The 236-nt window shown below is 49.2% G+C and carries 1 protein-coding gene; it reads right to left on the bottom strand.

Annotation, left to right across the window (positions count from 1 at the left end):
- Positions 1-28 precede the first annotated feature (28 nt).
- A partial coding sequence (locus AAEY99_RS21710) for a hypothetical protein (protein ID WP_351012031.1) occupies positions 29-236 on the bottom strand: 208 nt, incomplete at its 5' end.

Genomic DNA, 236 nt, shown 5'->3' with positions numbered 1-236 from the left:
TGACTGGTCACTTTCTATTGATTGAGAGTCAACCGTCCAAATAGATTGGATGAATGCAAAGCAATACCGGGAACGTTGTTGGACCAACTAAATTAATGCAGCGCTTGTGGCTGTTGATATCTGTTCGGGCAAGATTGGTAAGCTTCAGATACAAAAAAGCCTCGTCGTTAGACGAGGCTTCTATGTAATTGGCGGAGCGGACGGGACTCGAACCCGCGACCCCCGGCGTGACAGGC

The sequence above is a fragment of the Shewanella sp. S1-58-MNA-CIBAN-0166 genome, assembly GCF_040310085.1.
GTDB lineage: Bacteria > Pseudomonadota > Gammaproteobacteria > Enterobacterales > Shewanellaceae > Shewanella.
The sequence above is the reverse complement of the archived record's forward strand: the minus strand, read 5'-3'. Positions and strand labels throughout refer to the sequence as shown.